The following is a 17397-nucleotide window of genomic DNA, read 5'->3' on the forward strand; positions in this document are numbered from 1 at the left end:
ACGCGCGGCCGGGCCGCGGCGCCGTTCCAGCAGCAGCCCCTCGGGAAATTTTTGTCTCACTTAACTTTGTTTGATGCGCGACAGAATCTAGAGCAGGCCGAAATCGAGGTCAAGCCAAAATTTTCGTAGGACTAAAATCGGCGCGCCGCCTGCGGATTCCGGCACACCGTGAATTCGCCCGGCGACGCTGCGCGGTACAATGCGCCGGCCTCGCCGCCCCGGCGACCGCATCGCCGCTGCGACCGCGCCCCGACTCGTTGCCACGAAAGAGATTCATGGATTCAGACCTCATGCGTATCGGCCAGCGCATTCGCCGCCTGCGCCGGGAAGCGAAGAAGACGCTGCTGGAAGTCGCGACCGAAGCGAAACTGTCGGTCGGATTCCTGTCGCAGGTCGAGCGTCATCTGACGGGCATTTCGCTGTCGTCGCTCGTCAACGTCGCGAAGGCGCTGGGCGTGCCGCTCGGCGCGCTGATCGAGCAGCCGCGCCAGGCGCAGCCCGATTCACACGAAGGCAGCCGCAAGCCGTACGCGCTCCACGCCGCGTCGCAGTGGTACGAGCGGCTGTCCACCACGTTCGACGGCAGCCAGATCAACGCGCTCAAGGTGCAGATGATGGAAGGCTACCGGTCGGAATGGGTCGCGCACGGCGGCGACGAATTCGTGTACGTGCTGGCCGGCCGCGTCTGCTATACGGTCGGCAGGAAGGATTACCCGCTGACGCCCGGCGACTCGCTGCACTTCGACGCGCGCAAGCGGCATCGCGTGGCCAACGTCGGCGACGGGCCCGTCGAGCTGATCACCGTCAGCACGCTGCCGCTGTTCGACGATAGTTCCGCGGAATGGGTGGCCGCGACGACGGACACCCGGCGGCCCGCGGCCGCCGAGCCGCGCGCGAGCCGTCGCGCGCCGGCGCCCGAACGGGATGACCGCGACGCCGCCGCGGCGCGGCCGTCCAAGGTTGGCGCAGCCGAAAAGAAGAGATCGGCGAAGCCGCGCGCCGCCGCCGGCAAACGCCCGGCGGCCGCGACCCCGGCGCGCAGGAAGAAACCGTAACGGCCGACGGGGCGCGCACGCCGCGCACCCGGTTCCGCGCCGACCATTCGCCGCCTACTCGCCGCCTACTCGCCGCCTACTCGCCGACTACTCGCCGATCGCGAGCGCCTGCGCGACGGCCTGGATCCGCGCGCGATGCACGGCTTCCTTGATCTTCTCCGTATCGTTGCCGATGCCGCGTGCGATCGCGCCGGCGTCGACACTGCGCGCGGCCGCGAGCGCGACGCGCAGCCGCTCGGCCTGCGGATACGGCTGCGCATCGAGCCCGAGCCGCCCGCGCGCATCCGATTCGCAGGCCTGCAGCAGCTCGGCGAAGCGTGCCGGCTTGCGCAGCGCGTCGCTGCGCTCGAAGAGCCGCACCAGCGCGGCCGCGCCCATCTCCATCACGCGATGCAGGTTGCCGTGCTCGCGCGCGACCACCAGCGCGAGATCGCGGCATTCGTTCGGCACCCGCAGCCGCTCGCACAATGGCTTGAGCAGCTCGACGCTGCGGCTTTCGTGGCCGACGTGGCGCGGCAGCACGTCCGCGGGCGTCGTCCCCTTGCCGAGATCGTGCGTAAGCGCCGCGAAGCGCACCGCCAGCGAATAGCCCTGCTTCGCCGCGTAGTCGACGACCATCATCACGTGCACGCCGGTGTCGACTTCCGGGTGGTAATCGGCGCGCTGCGGCACGCCCCACAGCGCATCGACCTCCGGCAGGATGCGCGCGAGCGCGCCGCACTCGCGCAGCACCGCGAACATCCGCGACGGCGTCGCCTCCATCAGCCCGCGCGCGATTTCCTGCCACACGCGTTCGGGCACGAGCGCGTCGACCTCGCCCGCGTCGACCATCCGCCGCATCAGCGCGAGCGTTTCGTCCGCGACCGTGAAATCCGCGAAGCGCGCGGCAAAGCGCGCGATGCGCAGGATCCGCACCGGATCCTCGACGAACGCGTCGCTCACGTGCCGGAACACGCGCGCGCGCAGGTCGGCCTGCCCATCGAACGGATCGATCACCGGGCCGACCAGCGTGCCTTCCGGGCTCACCTCGCGCGCCATCGCGTTGATCGTCAGGTCGCGCCGCGCGAGATCCTCGTCGAGCGTCACGTCCGGCGCGTAATGGAACTGGAAGCCGTGATAACCGGCCGCCGTCTTGCGCTCGGTGCGCGCGAGCGCGTATTCCTCCTGCGTCTGCGGGTGCAGGAACACCGGGAAATCCTTGCCGACGGGCCGGAAGCCCTGCGCGGTCATCTGCTCGGGCGTCGCGCCGACCACCACGTAGTCGCGGTCCTGCACCGGCACGCCGAGCAATTCGTCGCGGATCGCTCCGCCTACTGCGTAGATGTTCATGGCTGCGGCTCGTATTCGGCGATCACGTTGGTTTCACGGCGCGCGGCATCGATCCACCGCTGCACGGCCGGCAGCGCGGTCACGCGCGCCGCATAGCCGGCCGCCTCCGGCGACAGCGCCGGCGCATACGTGTTGAAGCGCATCACGACGGGCGCATACATCGCGTCGGCGACGCCGAATTCGCCGAACAGGAACGGCCCGCCCGACGCCTCGATGCATTCGCTCCACAGCGCGTCGATGCGCGCGACGTCGGCGAGCGCCTCCGGCGTCGCGCCGCGCCCCGGCATCGACGCGCGGATGCTCATGCCCATCTGCGTGCGCAGCGCCGCGAAGCCCGAATGCATCTCGGCGGACACGCAGCGCGCATGCGCACGCGCGAGCGGGTCGGCCGGCCACATCGGGAATTGCGGATAGCGCTCGGCGAGCGTCTCGGCGATCGCGAGCGAATCCCAGATCGCAAAGCCGTGATCGTCGACCAGGCACGGCACCTTGCCGGTCGGCGAGTATTCGCGGATGCGCGAAGCCGTGTCGTCGCGGCGCAGCTCGACCACGATCTCGTCGAACGGGATGCCGAAATGCGCGAGCAGCAGCCACGGCCGCATCGACCACGACGAGTAGTTCTTGTCTCCAATGACGAGCTTCATGACGGGGTTCCGGAAAACGCGAAAAAAAGAAAAAGAAAGGAGCCGGCCGGCGGCGCCGCGCGCGGGCTAGCGACGCGAGCGGAACCAGTCGAACCGCGAGCGCCCGGTCGCTTCGCCGAGATACGCGGGCGCAATGCTTTCGAGACTCGCGGGCGAGATCCCGAGTTCCGGCGCGAGCGGCCCCGACAGCACGTTCGGCACCGACATCGTCGCGAGATTGTCGCGCGTGAGCACCGGCTCGCCGGGCAGGCATTCGAATACGCGCGCCTGCAGCCGCGCCAGCGCGTCGGGCAGCCGCACGATGCGTGCCTGCCGGCCGACCAGCGTGCCGCAATAGCGCACCAGTTGCTCGAGCGTGTAGACGGTCGGGCCGCCGAGTTCGTAGGTCTTGCCGTGCGCGCCCGCGAGATCGAGCGTGTTGACGAACGCGCGCACGACGTCGCCGACGAACACCGGCTGGAAGCGCGCGTCGGGCATCGCGAGCGGCAGCACGGGCACCGTGCGCTGCAGGTTCGCGAACGTATTGAGGAAGGCGTCGCCGGGGCCGAACACGACCGACGGACGGAAGATCGTCAGCGCGAGCGAATCGGTGGCCGCGACCGCATGCAGCGCGGCTTCGCCGTCGCCCTTCGAGCGCTGGTACATGCTCGCGCCGTGCGAATCGGCGCCGAGCGCGCTCATGTGCAGCAGGCGCCGCACGCCGACCTCGGTGCAGGCGGTCGCGAGCGCGGCCGGCAGCGCGACGTGCGCGCGCTCGAAGCCGGGCCCGTACGGCGTGCCGCGGCCGCCGTGCAGCACGCCGATCAGGTTGATCGCCGCGTGCGCGCCGGCGACGAAGCGCGCGAGCGTGCGCGTATCGAGCGCGTCGAGTTCGACGATGTCGACCGGCAGCATCTGCAGGTGGCGCGCGTGGTCGCGCCGTCGCGTGCCGATCCGCACCTGCTTGCCGGCGTCGATCAGCGCATTGACGAGCCGGCTGCCGATGAAGCCGGTGCCGCCCAGCAGCGCGACGGTCTGGCGATCCATGTTTGTGACCCTCAAAAGAACACTGCCGCGTCTCGCGCGGCAGTTCGGTGTATCAGGGCGAGATCATGCCTAGACGTTTCTTCAACGACTGCGGTTTGCCCTCGAAGAGCGCCGCGTAGTAGACGGTGTTCGACAGCACGTTCTTCACGTAATCGCGCGTCTCGTTGAACGGAATCGTCTCCGCGAAGATCGCGCCTTCGACCGGCTGCGTCAACACCTGGCGCCACTGGCGCGGCCGGCCCGGGCCCGCGTTGTAGCCGGCGGTGGCGAGCACCGGCGAGCTGTCGAAGTTGTTGTAGATGTCCGCGAGATACCAGGTGCCGAGCTGGATGTTGGTGTCGATGTCGTGCATCTGCGCACGCGAGATCGTGCCCATGCCGAGCTTCTTCGCGACCATCTGGGCCGTCGCCGGCATCAGCTGCATCAGGCCGCCCGCGCCCACCGACGAACGCGCGCTGATGATGAAGCGCGATTCCTGGCGGATCAGCCCGTACGCCCATTCGACGTCGAGGCCCGTCGACTGCGCATAGCGCTCGACGGTCGTGCGGTACGGCGACGGATAGCGCAGCGTGAAATCATGCTCGGCTTTCGTACGGTCGGCCGTGTTGACCGTGCGGTCGAGCAGCTCGACGCGCTTGCCGTATTCGGCGACCGCGAGCAGCTGGCGATCGGTCATTCCGCGCAGCGGCCAGTTCCATTCGCGATTGCCTTCGAGGCGCAGGTTCAGCGCGTAGAAGCGTTGCGCGAGCGCGAAGCCCGGGATCTTGCCCATCGCGTCGATCTCGGCGTCGCTCACCTTCGTGCGCGGCGGGATCGTCGTGCGCTGGCCGAGCTCTTCGCCGGCCAACTGCCCGTAGAAGTTGAACTGGCCGGCGACCTGCTCGAATTCCTGGTTCGCCTGGAGCGTGTCGCCGCTCTGCTTGAGCGCGCGCGCATGCCAGTAGATCCACGCCGGATCGTTGCGCAGCGACGGCGGCATCTGCTCGATCGACCAGCGCACCATCGGCCAGTTGCCGGCGAGCAGCGCGGCGCGCGTGCGCCATTCGTAGCCCGGGTTCGACAGCGGCGCGTTCGCCGATTTCGCGTACCAGACCGATGCCATCGGCGAGCGCTTGATCGCGCCCTGGTAGCCGATCGCGCCCCACGCGATCGCCTGCTCCTGCTTGGTCAGCGACGGCGCGACCGTCGTCAGCATCCCGGCGGCCGCGTCCGGATCGTTGCGCGCCATGCGGCTGAGCGCGATCAGCGCGAGCTGATGCGACGCGGCATCGGCGCCGACGCCGCGCGCGAGATACAGCGGCGGCGCGCTCGTCGCCTGGTCGAAGGCGATCGGGCGCGGGCCGAGCGCGTCGACGATCTTGCCGCCGAGCGTCGTGTAGTTCTGCTCGTACGCGAGGCGCGCCTGCTGCCACACGTCGTCGCTCGTGAACTGCTGGTTGACGGCGAGCGCGGTGATCAGGTCGACGCACGCATCGCCGTAGTTCTTCGGCTCGACGAGCAGCGCGCGCGCCGCGTCGGCGACGTTCTCGTTGCGCGCCGCGCGCGATTCGAGCGCATAGCACTTGACCTGCGTGTCGTCGTCGAGCACGAAGCGCTTGTACTGATCGTCGAAGTTGCGCCAGTCGTGGCGCGCGCCGAGCACGAGCAGGTAGTCGTTGCGCAGGCGATCGGCGATCGCCTGGCCATCGTAGCGCTGCAGGAACGACTGCACGGGCGCGTCCGGCGCATCGACGCGCGCGCGGCCCGTCGAATCGAACAACTGCGGCTTGATCTGGAAATACTCGACGTAGGACGGCACCGGATAGTTCGGGATCATCGACGCGAGCTGCGCGGCCTTCGCGGCGTCGTTGCGGCGTGCGGCTTCGCGAAGCTGCACGAAGATCTGGTCGTCCCCGGCGAGCGTGTCGTCGTTCGGTGCGGCGCATGCGGCCGTGCCGGCGACGAGCGCGGCGGCCGAAAGCGCGAGCGCGACCGCGCGATATACTCGGAAAAGGCTGTTCGACATCGTTTTGAATGGAGCACGAAGTGAGCGAAAGCATAGCACGCAACCCTGTGCCGAACCCGAAGGTTGCGCTGCGCAAAACGCTGTCCGGCGCGCGTCGCGACGCCGCGTCGCAGCCCGCCGCGAACGCCGCGCTCGATGCGCGGCTGCGCATGCTGCTCGACCGCCTGGCGCCGCGCACGGTCGGGTTCTACTGGCCGCTGCCCGGTGAATTCGATGCGCGCGATGCCGTGCTCGCATGGTGCGCGGCAGGGCCCGGCCGGTGCGCCGCGTTGCCGGTGATCGGCGAGCGTCACACGCCGCTCGCGTTCCACGCGTGGGATGCGCACACGCCGATGCGCGAAGGTCATCACCGGATTCCGGAACCTGCGTCGGGAATCGTCGTCGTGCCCGATCTTTTGCTGATTCCGTGCGTGGGATTCGATGCGCAGCGCTACCGGCTCGGCTACGGCGGCGGCTACTACGACCGCACGCTCGCCGCATGGCCGGGCGACGCGCTGCCCGTGACGGTCGGCATCGCGTACGAAGCGTGCCGCGTCGATGCGCTGCCGGCCGAGGCGCACGATCTCGCGCTGCGCTGGATCGTCACCGACGGTGCGCTCTACCCGGCCGCCGGATGATGCCGCGAGTGGCGCCGAGACCGTCGCCGCGCCCCGACCGTTTCCGTCATCGTTTATTTACAGCGACGCCGCCGCGCGCGCGGCCGTGTCGTAGAGGCCCGATGCGTGGCGCAGCAACTGCGCCGCGTCGCCGATCTGCGCGTTGGTGAGGCCGCTGTCCTTCAGCGTCTCGATCAGGCAATGCTCGCGCACCTCGCGGTACTTCAGGCACAGGTCGCGGCCCGCGTCGGTCGCGAAGAAGAACACTTCCTTGCCGTTCTTCTCGCTCTTCACATAGCCGCGGGCGATCAGTTTTTTCAGCGCATAGGTCGCGACGTGCGTATCCTCGATATTGAGCACGAAGCAGATGTCGGCGAGTTTCTTCTTGCGTTCGCGATGGCTGACGTGATGCAGCAGCGAGACCTCGACCGCCGTCATGTCCTTCGCGCCCGCCGCCGACATGCAGCGCACCATCCAGCGGTTGAACGCGTTGCCGGCCATGATGAGCCCGTATTCGAGCTCCGACAGTTCCGCGCTCGAATCGGAAACGAGGTGTTCGGATGACACGATCTTGGTCGCAGGACGCTTCATGGAAAGGCGGCGCAAGCCGGATGACAGGATGTGCCCGAGTGTACGCCAGAAGCCCCGGCCCACGAGCTAGGCGAAAACGCTTATTGAGAAGTTGTCGATATTTTATTGACAATGTGCGCTAACATTGCCGTCCGAACCGTGCCAGTCCGATGACGCAACCCCGCATTTATCCGCTCGGCGATGCCGCCCTCGTCTGCGAGGTGCCGCCGCCCGCCACGCTCGATTGCCAGCGCCGCGTCTGGGCCGTGGCCGAGGCCGCGCGCGCGTGGCCCGACGTGATCGACGTCGTCCCCGGCATGAACAACCTGACCATCGTGTTCGACCCGCTCGCCGCGACGGCCGACTCGCTCACGCCCGCGCTGCGCGACGCGTGGGAGACGGCCGACGTCGAGCACGCGGACGGCCGCGAGGTCGAGATCCCGGTCGAGTACGGCGGCGCCGCCGGCCCCGATCTCGCCGCCGTCGCCGCCCACACGGGCCTGTCGGCCGACGAGGTCGTCGCGCGCCACGCGGCCGGCGCGTACGTCGTGTTCTTCGTCGGGTTCCAGCCGGGCTTCGCGTATCTGGGCGGCCTCGACGCCGCGCTGCACACGCCGCGCCGCGCGGCGCCGCGCCTCGAGGTGCCGGCCGGCTCGGTCGGCATCGGCGGCGCGCAAACGGGCATCTACCCGGCCACGTCGCCCGGCGGCTGGCAACTGATCGGCCGCACGTCGCAGGTGCTGTTCGATCCGGCGCGGCCGCAGCCGACGCTGCTGCTGCCGGGCGACCGCGTACGCTTCACCATTGCCGGAGTCGACGCACGATGACCCAGAGCAACGCACCGGGCACCATCGAGGTGGTGCGGGCCGGCCCGCTGTCGACCGTGCAGGATCTCGGCCGCCGCGGCACGCGCCATCTCGGCGTCGCGCAAGGCGGCGCGCTCGACGGCCTCGCGCTCGAGGTCGGCAACCGGCTGGTCGGCAACCGCCCCGACGCGGCGGCCGTCGAAATCACGATCGGCCCCGCCACGTTCCGCTTCACGCGCGCCACCCGCATCGCGATCACCGGCACCGAATTCGGCGCGACGCTCGACGGCAAGCCCGTGTATTCGTGGTGGAGCCTGCCGGTCGACGCCGGCCAGACGCTCGTGCTGCCGGCCGCGAAACGCGGGATGCGCGGCTATCTTTGTATCGCGGGCGGCATCGACGTGCTGCCGATGCTCGGCTCGCGCAGCACCGATCTCGCGTCGCGCTTCGGCGGCCTCGGCGGCCGCACGCTGCGCGACGGCGACCGGCTCCCGGTCGGCGTGCCGCCGGCCGGCGCCGGCTGCCTTGCGGCCGACGCGCCCGAGTTCGGCGTGAAGGCGCCGGCGTGGTGCGCGTTCGTGCGCGTCGACGAGCCGCCGCGCCGTCACCGCCCCGCGCATGCGCCGTGGGCGATGCCCGTGCGCGTGCTGCCGGGCCCCGACTACGCGTCGTTCGCTGCCGATTCGCAGCAGGCGTTCTGGGATGAGGAATGGCTCGTCACCGCGAACAGCAACCGGATGGGCTATCGCCTCGCCGGCGCCGAGCTCGTGCGCGAGCGGCCGGTCGAGCTGCTGTCGCACGCGGTGCTGCCCGGCACGATCCAGGTGCCGCCGAACGGCCAGCCGATCGTGCTGATGCACGACGCGCAGACCACCGGCGGCTATCCGAAGATCGGCACGGTGATCCGCGCCGATCTGTGGAAGCTCGCGCAGGCGCGGCTCAACCTGCCGATCCGCTTCGTGCGCACGACGCCCGACGCCGCGCGCGCCGCCCTCGTCGCGGAACGGGCGTACCTGCGGCAGATCGACGTCGCGATCGAGATGCGCGAGGAAGCGCGCCGCCGCACGCAATCGCGCGCGGCGTGACAATGGCGGAAAGCGGTAGCGAAGGACGCGCCACGCAACCAGTGGACGAGGAACATATGGAAATCGATCTGAATGCCGATCTCGGCGAAGGATGCGGATCGGACGAGGCGCTGCTCGACCTCGTCACGTCGGCGAACATCGCATGCGGGTGGCACGCAGGCGGCGCGAACGCGATGCGCGACTGCGTGCGCTGGGCCGTGCAGAAAGGCGTGTCGATCGGCGCGCACCCGAGCTTTCACGATCCGGAGAATTTCGGCCGCAAGGAAATGCAGCTGCCGGCCGGCGACATCTATGCGGGCGTGCTGTACCAGCTCGGCGCGCTGTCGGCGATCGCGCAGGCCGAGGGCGGGCGCATCGCGCACGTGAAACCGCACGGCGCGCTGTACAACCAGGCCGCGCGCGACCCGCTGATCGCCGACGCGGTGGTGTCCGCGATCCACGACTTCGATCCGTCGCTCGCGGTGTTCGGGCTCGCGAACAGCGTGTTCATCGCGGCCGCGCGGCAGGCGGGGCTCGCGGCGGTGGAGGAAGTGTTCGCCGATCGCGGCTACCGCGCGGACGGCTCGCTGGTACCGCGCAGCCAGCCCGGCGCGTTGATCGACGATGAAGACGCGGTGCTCGCGCGTACGCTCGACATGGTGCGCAACCGGCAGGTGCGCGCGCTGAGCGGCGAATGGGTGCCGCTCAATGCGCAGACCGTCTGCCTGCATGGCGACGGGCCGCATGCGCTGGCGTTCGCGAAGCGGATCCGCGCGGCGCTCGAGGCCGCCGGCGTCGACGTGGTTGCGCCCGGGACGGTGCAGGCCGACGAAGGTGCGTAACGAGGCATTCGACGCATTCGCGACGTTGTGCCCGCATCGCACGTTTTCGTCGCACCAAAGAAAAAAGCGCCCTCGTGGCGCTTTTACGTTGATGCAATCGCTGCGGCTTCGCCGTCTGTCGATTCATCCCCCGAAACCGTCTTTCGACGGTGACCGGAAAAACATTCCGGATTAAAAAACGTCCGCCGCCGCCCGATCACTGCCTTCCCCGGTCAGACGACGGAACGTCGCTTATGTGCAAGTCGGCCCGCATGCCTGTGTTGTGCGACGACGATTGGCCCCGCCGTGCATGCAGACTCTCCGCGGCCGGCACGTGCTTCACGTGCCGGCGACGCTCACCCCGCGCTTTATTTCTGCTACCCCGTAGAACTTATCTATTCTTTTCAATTTTTCAACTTGTGGGATGAAGAATAGATATCGGCCGAACGGGATGTCAATCGTTTTAAACGCTATTTTCCGATGATTCAAGGGTTTTCCTTATCGGCCGACGCCAGCGTGCAGGCGCCTCGCGCGGCGCGCGCGACGTCGATCAAACAGGGGAAGATCGGCGCGGGCAGCCAGGCGCGATCAGTTCGCGTCGACCCGGTATCCTTGCTGGCGCAACAATTCGAGCACGCCCCGCGGGCCACCCAGATGCAGCGCGCCGATCGCGACGAACAGCGGCCGGTTCGGCGCGGCGATTGCCGTCATCCGTGCAACGAAGCGGCGGTTGCGCTCGTACACGATCTTGTTGTCGAGCGACGCCGACAACGCCTTCGAACGCGCGAGCCGTTCGCTCTTCGCGACGGCCCAGGCCGAGATCGCATCGGCGTCGCCAATTCGCCACAGTCGGTGCAGCGCCTTGATGTCGTCGGCGTTCTGCGCGGGCGTCTGCACCATGTCCTGCGCGAGCATCTCGCGCTGCTCGGCGAGCGTGAGCCCGGTGAACGCGCGCATCTGTTCGGCGAGCGTCTCGAGCCCGATCACGCGGCCGCCCTTGCGCTTCAGGAACACGTTCTGCAGTTGCGCCTCGGTGCCGTATTCGGTCTGCAGGCCGGCCGACAGCGAATCGTAGGTCTCGACGACGAGCGCCGCGAGCCACGGCCGCATCTTGCGGATCTCGGCGAGCGCGGCCGGGTTGCCGCGCAGGCGCGCCGCGAGCCGCTGCCACAGCGGCTCGGGCAGCAGGCGCTGCAGGCACGGGTAGCGGCACACGCCGTACTTCGACACGTCGTCCTGCGATTCGAGCAGATCGTCGGGCGACAGCTCCAGCGCGAGCGTCGGCGACGCGGCGAGCGCCGCGAGGATCTGCGGCCGGAACGGCTGCGCGCTCGGGTAATCGGACGGGGCGCCCGTGTGCAGCGTGCCGAGCACGTAGAGCGTGACCTTGCCCCGGGTCGCGACGTAGAACGGCATGCGCGCCGGCTGCACGCGCACGGTGCCGCGCGACACGGTGCCGTCGGACCCGGCCGGCGCATGGAAGCCGGGCAGGCTCATGCCGGGCGGCGGCACCTGCGACGGATGAATCGGCGAAGTCGCCGACGCACGCCCTTCGGCGCGCGCCGGTTCGACGGGGACCACGACGCTGGCCGCCACGCACGCGCCGGCCAGCGCCGCGCCCGTGACGGTACGCACGCTCCAGCGCCGCGCGTAGCGGTACGCGCGCATCGCGCGCGCACCGCCTGCTCCCGCACGGCGCACGCCGGACACGCGCGCCGCCAACGCTTCAGGCATTCTCCTCCCCGACCTCCTCGGCGCGATGGCAGGCCACGCGCCGGCCGTCGACCTCGCGCAATTGCGGCTCCTCGACACGGCACCGCTCGACCGCGTACGGGCAGCGCTGGTGAAACGCGCAGCCCGACGGCGGATTGAGCGGCGACGGCAACTCGCCCTGCAGCTTGATCTGCACGCGGCGGTCTTCCTCGAAGATCGCCGGCGTCGCCGACATCAGCGCGCGCGTGTACGGATGGCGCGGCCGCGCGTAGATCGTCGCCTTGTCGCCGAGCTCGGCGACGCTGCCGAAGTACATCACCATCACGTCGTCCGCGACGTGCTCGACCACCGACAGGTTGTGCGAGATGAACACGTAGCTCGTCTTGAACTGCTCCTGCAGATCCATGAAGAGATTCAGGATCTGCGCCTGGATCGACACGTCGAGCGCGGACACCGGCTCGTCGGCGACGACGATGCGCGGATCGAGGATCATCGCGCGCGCGATCGCGACCCGCTGGCGCTGGCCGCCCGAGAACATGTGCGGATAGCGCTTCGCGTGCTCGGGCCGCAGGCCGACCGTGCGCATGATCTGCGCGATGCGCGCGGCGCGCTCGGCGGCCGTCAGGGTCGTGTTGATCTCGAGCGGCTCGGAAAGCGTCTGCTCGACGGTCTTGCGCGGATTGAGCGACGCGAACGGGTTCTGGAACACCATCTGCACGCGGCGGCGCAGGTCGGCGACCGTCTCGCGGTTCGCGCCGGCGACGTTCTTGCCGTCGATCGTCAGGCTGCCCGCAGTGGGCGTCTCGATCATCGTGAGCTGACGCGCGAGCGTGGATTTCCCGCAGCCCGACTCGCCGACGACGGCGAGCGTCTTGCCGCGCTTCAGCGAAAACGACACGCCGTTCAGCGCCTTCACCGTGCCTTGACCGAACATCCCGCGCTTCACCGAATAGTGCTTCGCGAGGCCGTCGGCCACCAGTACCGCTTCCTCGTCGTGCGGTGCGCGAGGCGTTTCGTGGACAGCATTCATCGTGCGCCTCCCGTCAGGTCGAGGTTGGAAACATTGAGCGGCTTGATGCAGCGCGCGCGCATCGCATCGTTGGCCGGCACCAGCGTGTCGAGCGCCGGCCGCGCCTTGCGGCAATCGTCGACGACGTACTTGCAGCGCGGCGCGAACAGGCACCCGGACGGGCGATCATCGCGGCCCGGCACCATGCCGGGCAATGCGGCAAGGCGACGCGCCCCCTGATTGTGCTCGGGAATCGCCGCGAGCAGCGCTTCGGTGTACGGATGATGCGGCGCGCGGAAGATGTCGGGCACGCGGTTGGTCTCGATGATCTCGCCCGCGTACATCACCGCGACGCGATGCGCGACCTCGGACACCACGGCCAGATCGTGCGAGATCAGCACGAGCGCCATCCCGCGTTCCTTCTGCAGCTTCACGAGCAGATCCATGATCTGCGCCTGGATCGTCACGTCGAGCGCAGTGGTCGGCTCGTCGGCGATCAGGAGCTTCGGGTTGCACGCGACGGCCATCGCGATCATCACGCGCTGGTTCATCCCGCCCGACATCTGGTGCGGGAACGACGCGATGCGGTTCTTCGCATCGGGAATGCCGACCTGGTCGAGCAGTTCGAGCGCGCGCCGGTGCAGCGCGTCGCCGCGCAGCCCTTCGTGCAGCTTCAGCACTTCCTTGATCTGGTAGCCGACCGTATAGCTCGGATTCAGGCTCGTCAGCGCGTCCTGGAACACCATCGCGATGTCCTTGCCGACGATCTTGCGGCGCGCCTTCGGCGACGCCTTCAAGAGATCCACGCCGTTGAACGTGACTTCATCTGCCGTCACCTTGCCCGGCGCGTCGATCAGGCCCATCAGCGCCATCATCGTCACGCTCTTGCCCGAGCCCGATTCGCCGACGACGCCCACCACCTCGCCCGGCGCGACCGACAGGTTGATCCGGTCGACCGCGGGCAGGCCGTTGAAGTTCACCGCGAGATTGCGGATGGTCAGGAGATTTTGGCTCATGGTCACGCCATCCGCTTCAGTTTGGGATCCAACGCGTCGCGCAGCCCGTCGCCGAGCAGGTTGATCGCGAGCACCGAAATCAGGATCGACAGGCCGGGCATCGTCACGATCCACCACGCGTTGTCGATGTAGTCGCGCGCCGACGCGAGCATCGCGCCCCACTCGGCGGTCGGCGGTTGCACGCCGAGGCCGAGGAAGCCGAGCGCGGCCGCGTCGAGAATCGCCGACGAGAAGCCGAGCGTCGCCTGCACGATCAGCGGCGCCGTGCAGTTCGGCAGCACCTGCGAGAACATCAGGCGCAGCGTGCCGGCGCCGGCCACGCGCGAGGCCGTCACGTATTCCTTCTGCAGCTCGCCGAGCGCCGATGCGCGCGTGAGGCGCACGTAGGCCGGCAGCGCGACGATCGCGATCGCGAACATCGTGTTGGTCAGGCCCGGGCCGATGATCGCGACGACTGCGACCGCGAGCAGCAGCGACGGCAGCGCGAGCAGCACGTCCATGATGCGCATCACCGGCGTGTCGGCCCACTTCTGGAAGAACGCGGCGACGAGCCCGAGCACGATGCCGGGGATCAGCGCGAGCACGACCGACACGAAGCCGATCCAGAACGACATCCGCGCGCCGAACATCAGCCGCGAGAGAATGTCGCGGCCCGCTTCGTCGGTGCCGAGGATGAACTGCCAGTTGCCGCCGGCGAGCCACGCGGGCGGGATCTTCACGTAGTCGCGGTATTGCTCGACCGGGCTGTGCGGCGCGATCAGCGGCGCGAGCAACGCGACTGCGATCAGCACGATCACGACGATGCCGGCGAACACGGCGCCGCGGTTGCGCGAGAAGTTGGCCCAGAACTCGCGCAGCGCGAGCGCACGGCCGCCGGCCGGCGCGGATTCGCTCGGCAGGGTATTTTGCAGATTGCTCATGGAATTACCTCGTGTGGCGGATGCGCGGATTCAGCACGCCGTACAGCAGGTCGACGACCAGGTTCACGACGATCACGAGCGTCGCGATCAGCAGGATGCCGCCCTGGACGACCGGATAGTCGCGGCGGCCGATCGCATCGATCAGCCACTTGCCGACGCCGGGCCACGAAAAGAGCGTCTCGGTCAGCACGGCGCCGGCAAGCAGCGTGCCGATCTGCAAGCCGATCACGGTGACGACCGGGATCAGCGCATTGCGCAGCGCATGCACGACGACCACGCGCACGGGCGACAGCCCTTTCGCGCGGGCGGTGCGGATGTAGTCCTCGCGCAGCACCTCGAGCATCGACGAGCGCGTCATCCGCGCGATCACCGCGAGCGGAATCGTGCCGAGCACGATCGCGGGCAGGATCAGGTGGCTCACCGCCGACTTGAACGAGCCTTCGTCCGGCGCGAGCAGCGCGTCGATCAGCATGAAGCCGGTCGGGTGCGGGAAATCGTATTCGACCGCGATGCGCCCCGACACGGGCGTCCAGCCGAGATACGACGAGAACACCATGATGAGGATCAGCCCCCACCAGAAGATCGGCATCGAATAGCCGGTGAGCGCGGTGCCCATCACGCCGTGATCGACGACCGAGCCGCGCCGCAGCGCGGCGATCACGCCGGCCGGCAGCCCGACCGCGAGCGCGAACACGAGCGCGCACAGCGACAGCTCGACGGTTGCCGGGAAGCGCGCGAAGAATTCGCCCGCGACGCTCGTGTTGGTGATGATCGACATGCCGAGGTCGCCATGCAGCGCCCGGCCGATGTAGTGGATGTACTGCAGGGGCAGCGGCTGGTCGAGCCCGAGGCGTTTCATCGCCTCCGCGTGCATCGCGGGATCGACGCCGCGCTCGCCCATCATCACTTCGATGGGGTCGCCCGGTATCAGGTGAATCAGCGCAAACGCCAGGATGGTGATGCCGATGAAAGTCGGGATCACCATCCCCACGCGGCGCAACACGAATCTGAACATGATGCGTCTCGTATTTTCTTGGGGAAAATGTGCGACCGGCGACGAAGGGCTTTTGGCCCCTCGCCGCCGGATGATTTCAAGCCGGTTTTCTCAATGACGACAGCTTACGCCTGCCCGGTTACTTCACGCTGACACCGTCGAAACGCGCATAGCCGAGCGGTTCGATACGCATGTCGACCACGTTCTTGCGCACCGGCTGGTAGACGGTCGAGTTCGCGATCGGCGAGAACGGCAGTTGTTGCGCGAAGATCTGCTGCGCCTGCGTGTAGAGCTTCGTGCGCGCATCCTGGCCCGTCGTCGTGCGGCCCTTCTGGACCAGTTCGTCGAACGGCTTGTAGCACCAGTGCGAGAAGTTGTTGCCCTTGATCGCCTCGCAGCCGAGCAGCGTGCCGAGCCAGTTGTCGGGGTCGCCGTTGTCGCCCGTCCAGCCGATCAGCATCGTGTCCTGCTCGCCCGTGTGCGCGCGCTTGATGTACTCGCCCCATTCATACGTGACGATCTTCGCCTTCACGCCGATCTTCGCCCAGTCGGCCTGGATCATCTCGGCCATCAGGCGGGCGTTCGGGTTGTACGCGCGCTGCACGGGCATCGCCCACAGCGTGATCTCGAAACCGTTCGGGAAGCCTGCCTTCGCGAGCAGCGCCTTCGCCTTCTCGGTGTCGTAGGCCGGCAGCTTCAGGTTCTTGTCGTACGACCATTGGGTCGGCGGCATCGGCGCGGTCGCGGCCTGGCCGGCGCCCTGGTAGACGGACTCGAGGATCGCCTTCTTGTTGATCGCCATGTCGAGCGCCTGACGCACTTCGAGCTTGTCGACCGGCTTGTGCTCGACGTTGTACGCGAGGTAGCCGAGGTTGAAGCCGGCCTGCGACGGCATGTCGACGTTCGAATCGGCCTTCAGCGTCGCGATGTCGGCCGGGCGCGGATAGCTCATCACCTGGCATTCGTTGCGCTTGATCTTCTGCACGCGCACGCCCGGATCCGGCGTGATCGAGAAGATCAGCTTCGACAGCTTCACTTCGCCCTTCTTCCAGTAATCAGGATTGCCGTCGAAGCGGATCGTCGCATCCTTCGTGTAGCTGCGGAAGATGAACGGGCCCGTGCCGACCGGCTTCTGGTTGATGTCGGCAGCCTTGCCGGCCTTCATCAGCTGGTCGCCGTATTCGGCCGACAGGATCGACGCGAATTCCATCGCCATGTTCTGGATGAACGGCGCGTTCGGCTCGGCCAGCGTGAACTTCACGGTGTACGGATCGACCTTCTCGATCTTCGTGATCAGCTTGTCGAGGCCCATGTCGGTGAAGTACGGGAACGACACCGGGTACGCCTTGCGGAACGCATTGTTCGGGTCGAGCATGCGCTCGAACGAGAACACGACGTCGTCCGCGTTGAATTCACGCGTCGGCTTGAAGAAGTCGGTCGTGTGGAACTTCACGCCGTGGCGCAGGTGGAACGTGTACACCTTGCCGTCGGACGATACGTCCCACTTCTCGGCGAGGCCCGGCTCGACCTTCGTGCCGCCGCGCTGGAATTCGACGAGGCGGTTGTAGACGGTGAACGTGGCGGCGGTGAAATCGACGCCGGTCGTGAATTGCGCGGAATCGAAACCCGCCGGGCTGCCTTCTGAGCAGTAGACGAGCGTTTTGTTCGGGATCTGTGCGAATGCAGAGCCCGCGACGCCGAGCGATGCCGCTGCCACGCCTGCCATGGCTGTAACACGCAGGGTGTGCAACAGACGGTTGTATTCCATGTTTCCTCCAGGTCTCCAGATCGGAACCGGTCCCGCCAGGGTCCGGCGTACGCGGATATTA

At 68.2% G+C, this 17397-nt stretch carries 16 protein-coding genes; 5 read left to right on the forward strand and 11 right to left on the reverse strand.

The features are described 5' to 3' along the window. The first annotated feature begins 275 nt into the window (after nucleotides 1-275). The gene (locus tag HWX14_RS29410; protein WP_175885820.1) at nucleotides 276-1055 is read left to right on the forward strand and encodes an XRE family transcriptional regulator; all 780 of its coding nucleotides are present in this window, start codon (nucleotides 276-278) and stop codon (nucleotides 1053-1055) included. An 87-nt stretch (nucleotides 1056-1142) separates the two neighbouring features. Here HWX14_RS29410 and HWX14_RS29415 read toward each other — a convergent pair whose 3' ends face one another. The 4 genes from HWX14_RS29415 to HWX14_RS29430 form a co-directional block, all read right to left on the reverse strand. Beyond that, nucleotides 1143-2384, reverse strand: a complete 1242-nt coding sequence (locus tag HWX14_RS29415) for a multifunctional CCA addition/repair protein (protein ID WP_175871703.1) — start codon at nucleotides 2382-2384, stop codon at nucleotides 1143-1145. Next, a complete protein-coding gene (locus tag HWX14_RS29420) occupies nucleotides 2381-3028 on the reverse strand; it encodes a glutathione S-transferase family protein (RefSeq protein ID WP_175885821.1) in 648 nt (215 codons plus the stop codon). Before HWX14_RS29420 ends, HWX14_RS29415 begins: the two co-directional genes overlap by 4 nt. 66 nt (nucleotides 3029-3094) lie before the next feature. Further along, entirely contained in the window at nucleotides 3095-4054 is a 960-nt protein-coding gene (locus HWX14_RS29425; protein ID WP_175885822.1) for a complex I NDUFA9 subunit family protein, read from the reverse strand. Between the two features lie 52 nt (nucleotides 4055-4106). Beyond that, on the reverse strand, nucleotides 4107-6059 hold the full coding sequence (locus tag HWX14_RS29430) for a lytic transglycosylase domain-containing protein (RefSeq protein WP_175885823.1): 1953 nt from the start codon (nucleotides 6057-6059) through the stop codon (nucleotides 4107-4109). Between the two features lie 8 nt (nucleotides 6060-6067). Here HWX14_RS29430 and HWX14_RS29435 point away from each other — a divergent pair, with 8 nt between their 5' ends. Further along, the gene (locus HWX14_RS29435) at nucleotides 6068-6676 is read left to right on the forward strand and encodes a 5-formyltetrahydrofolate cyclo-ligase (protein ID WP_175885824.1); all 609 of its coding nucleotides are present in this window, start codon (nucleotides 6068-6070) and stop codon (nucleotides 6674-6676) included. 57 nt (nucleotides 6677-6733) lie between these two features. Here HWX14_RS29435 and HWX14_RS29440 read toward each other — a convergent pair whose 3' ends face one another. Then, on the reverse strand, nucleotides 6734-7246 hold the full coding sequence (locus HWX14_RS29440) for a winged helix DNA-binding protein (RefSeq protein ID WP_208449967.1): 513 nt from the start codon (nucleotides 7244-7246) through the stop codon (nucleotides 6734-6736). A 149-nt stretch (nucleotides 7247-7395) separates the two neighbouring features. Here HWX14_RS29440 and pxpB point away from each other — a divergent pair, with 149 nt between their 5' ends. Genes pxpB through pxpA form a run of 3 tightly spaced genes read left to right on the forward strand, consistent with a single transcriptional unit; the run spans nucleotide 7396 to nucleotide 9937 of the window. Then, a complete protein-coding gene (pxpB, locus tag HWX14_RS29445; RefSeq protein ID WP_175885825.1) occupies nucleotides 7396-8052 on the forward strand; it encodes a 5-oxoprolinase subunit PxpB in 657 nt (218 codons plus the stop codon). Then, nucleotides 8049-9116, forward strand: coding sequence for a biotin-dependent carboxyltransferase family protein (locus HWX14_RS29450; RefSeq protein WP_175885826.1), 1068 nt, complete (start codon nucleotides 8049-8051; stop codon nucleotides 9114-9116). The genes pxpB and HWX14_RS29450 overlap by 4 nt, the downstream gene beginning before the upstream one ends. A 56-nt stretch (nucleotides 9117-9172) precedes the next feature. Next, nucleotides 9173-9937, forward strand: a complete 765-nt coding sequence (pxpA, locus tag HWX14_RS29455; RefSeq protein ID WP_175885827.1) for a 5-oxoprolinase subunit PxpA — start codon at nucleotides 9173-9175, stop codon at nucleotides 9935-9937. 567 nt (nucleotides 9938-10504) lie between these two features. On the opposite strand, the gene HWX14_RS29460 is transcribed toward pxpA, so the two are convergent. The 6 genes from HWX14_RS29460 to HWX14_RS29485 all read right to left on the reverse strand — a co-directional run bounded on the left by HWX14_RS29460 (nucleotide 10505) and on the right by HWX14_RS29485 (nucleotide 17336). Continuing rightward, nucleotides 10505-11650 (reverse strand): TraB/GumN family protein, encoded by a 1146-nt coding sequence (locus HWX14_RS29460; RefSeq protein WP_175885828.1) that lies wholly within the window; start codon nucleotides 11648-11650, stop codon nucleotides 10505-10507. Next, nucleotides 11643-12659 carry a peptide ABC transporter ATP-binding protein gene (locus HWX14_RS29465; protein WP_175885829.1) on the reverse strand — a complete coding sequence of 339 codons (1017 nt, stop codon included), beginning with the start codon at nucleotides 12657-12659 and terminating at the stop codon, nucleotides 11643-11645. Before HWX14_RS29465 ends, HWX14_RS29460 begins: the two co-directional genes overlap by 8 nt. Continuing rightward, nucleotides 12656-13654, reverse strand: a complete 999-nt coding sequence (locus HWX14_RS29470) for an ABC transporter ATP-binding protein (protein ID WP_027810244.1) — start codon at nucleotides 13652-13654, stop codon at nucleotides 12656-12658. Before HWX14_RS29470 ends, HWX14_RS29465 begins: the two co-directional genes overlap by 4 nt. Before the next feature lie 2 nt (nucleotides 13655-13656). Continuing rightward, nucleotides 13657-14574 carry an ABC transporter permease subunit gene (locus HWX14_RS29475; protein ID WP_175885830.1) on the reverse strand — a complete coding sequence of 306 codons (918 nt, stop codon included), beginning with the start codon at nucleotides 14572-14574 and terminating at the stop codon, nucleotides 13657-13659. Between the two features lie 4 nt (nucleotides 14575-14578). Next, nucleotides 14579-15589, reverse strand: coding sequence for an ABC transporter permease subunit (locus HWX14_RS29480; protein WP_050014245.1), 1011 nt, complete (start codon nucleotides 15587-15589; stop codon nucleotides 14579-14581). A gap of 118 nt (nucleotides 15590-15707) precedes the next feature. Next, on the reverse strand, nucleotides 15708-17336 hold the full coding sequence (locus tag HWX14_RS29485; protein ID WP_175885831.1) for an ABC transporter substrate-binding protein: 1629 nt from the start codon (nucleotides 17334-17336) through the stop codon (nucleotides 15708-15710). Nucleotides 17337-17397: the final 61 nt, after the last annotated feature.

The organism is Burkholderia sp. BCC0044 (genome assembly GCF_902832955.1).
Lineage (GTDB): Bacteria > Pseudomonadota > Gammaproteobacteria > Burkholderiales > Burkholderiaceae > Burkholderia.

Bases quoted from the DNA above. Each gene is read 5' to 3' on its own strand.
- HWX14_RS29475 (WP_175885830.1), bottom strand. From the start codon at position 14,574: ATGAGCAATCTGCAAAATACCCTGCCGAGCGAATCCGCGCCGGCCGGC.
- HWX14_RS29465 (WP_175885829.1), bottom strand. From the start codon at position 12,659: ATGAATGCTGTCCACGAAACGCCTCGCGCACCGCACGACGAGGAAGCG.
- HWX14_RS29410 (WP_175885820.1), top strand. From the start codon at position 276: ATGGATTCAGACCTCATGCGTATCGGCCAGCGCATTCGCCGCCTGCGC.
- pxpA (WP_175885827.1), top strand. From the start codon at position 9,173: ATGGAAATCGATCTGAATGCCGATCTCGGCGAAGGATGCGGATCGGAC.
- HWX14_RS29420 (WP_175885821.1), bottom strand. From the start codon at position 3,028: ATGAAGCTCGTCATTGGAGACAAGAACTACTCGTCGTGGTCGATGCGG.
- HWX14_RS29415 (WP_175871703.1), bottom strand. From the start codon at position 2,384: ATGAACATCTACGCAGTAGGCGGAGCGATCCGCGACGAATTGCTCGGC.
- HWX14_RS29485 (WP_175885831.1), bottom strand. From the start codon at position 17,336: ATGGAATACAACCGTCTGTTGCACACCCTGCGTGTTACAGCCATGGCA.
- HWX14_RS29460 (WP_175885828.1), bottom strand. From the start codon at position 11,650: ATGCCTGAAGCGTTGGCGGCGCGCGTGTCCGGCGTGCGCCGTGCGGGA.
- HWX14_RS29480 (WP_050014245.1), bottom strand. From the start codon at position 15,589: ATGTTCAGATTCGTGTTGCGCCGCGTGGGGATGGTGATCCCGACTTTC.
- HWX14_RS29430 (WP_175885823.1), bottom strand. From the start codon at position 6,059: ATGTCGAACAGCCTTTTCCGAGTATATCGCGCGGTCGCGCTCGCGCTT.
- HWX14_RS29425 (WP_175885822.1), bottom strand. From the start codon at position 4,054: ATGGATCGCCAGACCGTCGCGCTGCTGGGCGGCACCGGCTTCATCGGC.
- HWX14_RS29450 (WP_175885826.1), top strand. From the start codon at position 8,049: ATGACCCAGAGCAACGCACCGGGCACCATCGAGGTGGTGCGGGCCGGC.
- HWX14_RS29440 (WP_208449967.1), bottom strand. From the start codon at position 7,246: ATGAAGCGTCCTGCGACCAAGATCGTGTCATCCGAACACCTCGTTTCC.
- pxpB (WP_175885825.1), top strand. From the start codon at position 7,396: ATGACGCAACCCCGCATTTATCCGCTCGGCGATGCCGCCCTCGTCTGC.
- HWX14_RS29435 (WP_175885824.1), top strand. From the start codon at position 6,068: ATGGAGCACGAAGTGAGCGAAAGCATAGCACGCAACCCTGTGCCGAAC.
- HWX14_RS29470 (WP_027810244.1), bottom strand. From the start codon at position 13,654: ATGAGCCAAAATCTCCTGACCATCCGCAATCTCGCGGTGAACTTCAAC.